Here is a 1,087-nt window from a genome sequence, read left to right as displayed (position 1 = left end):
TCTACAGGAATTCTAACGGGTGCTTTAGTGAAAAAAAAAGACTGTCTTTTTGACGGTCCTTTTTTGGTGAGCTTAACACAAATACATTTTTGTAAAGTGCCTGCTACTTATTTATAGATTTATTATTGTTCTCATCACGGTTTTTGGAAGCTGTTTTGTCATCGACTTCAGCCCCCTCTAGGATCTGGTTACCAATAGCACCGCCTGAAACACCGCCTATTACAGCGCCAAATAATCCAAATGGAGCACCTATCATAGCACCCGTAACGGCTCCATTAAAAGTTCCTACTGCTTCACCAAAGTCACTCGCATCTTGATTATCATTACTACCAGCTTGATTGTTGCCACTTTCTTCTACATTTCCACCAAGGTTATTGCGTTCGTTACTCTGATTCATCTATTCACTTCCTTGTTTTTTAATGGGGAATATGCTGATGATGAAAGCACACCATCCCAAACATATACTACCCAGCTGAAGTAGTTTTACTCACAATGGTGCAGGTTAGTAAAATAAAAAGCTTGTGCAAAAATGAAACTTTTTAAAATTATTTTCGTAATTTAAAGAAGTAAAATACTTATTCAATTGGAGGTATTATGTTTCAGGAATGGCTTGGAAATCAGTTGAAAAAGCCTACTGGTTTCGTCTCTAAATGGGTTGGAAAGTATATGGAAAAGGGAAACTATGAAATAAATAATTGGACATTAAGTTTATTAAACATTAAGGGAAATGAAAGTATTTTAGAGGTTGGCATCGGAAATGGTTCCACTTTAAATAGAGTTGCACATCAAAATACTAATGGAAAGAATTACGGAGTCGATATTTCTAAAGAAATGGTTAAAGAAGCAAGAAACTTGAACAAGAATTTTATTGAAACTGGTTTAATGGATATAACACAGTCCAATATAGAGGATATGCCTTTTAACAATGATATTTTTGACAAGGTTTATACTGTTCACACGATTTACTTTTGGAATGATTTAAATAAAGGGTTGAGTGAGACATTTCGGGTGTTACAACCCAATGGAACCTTATATATATCCATAATGAATAAACCTCAGATGAAAAAGATGAAACGAACACAAAACT

At 34.6% G+C, this 1,087-nt stretch carries 2 protein-coding genes; one reads left to right on the top strand and one right to left on the bottom strand.

Going from position 1 to position 1,087, the window contains the following annotated elements; translation table 11 throughout:
* Positions 1–103: 103 nt before the first annotated feature.
* Positions 104–397, bottom strand: a complete 294-nt coding sequence (locus V7097_RS24910) for a hypothetical protein (RefSeq protein ID WP_335706334.1) — start codon at positions 395–397, stop codon at positions 104–106.
* Positions 398–666: 269 nt separating this feature from the next.
* Between V7097_RS24910 and V7097_RS24905 the strand changes: the two genes are divergently transcribed.
* On the top strand, positions 667–1,087 hold a 421-nt coding region (locus V7097_RS24905), incomplete at its 3' end, for a class I SAM-dependent methyltransferase (protein ID WP_335706333.1).

It is taken from the genome of Bacillus sp. JJ1562 (genome assembly GCF_036962705.1).
Classification (GTDB): Bacteria; Bacillota; Bacilli; order Bacillales; family Bacillaceae_L; genus Ferdinandcohnia.
This window is presented reverse-complemented; position numbering and strand designations above follow the sequence as displayed.

Coding starts and splice junctions, on each gene's coding strand:
- V7097_RS24910 (WP_335706334.1), bottom strand. CDS start 397: ATGAATCAGAGTAACGAACGCAATAACCTTGGTGGAAATGTAGAAGAA.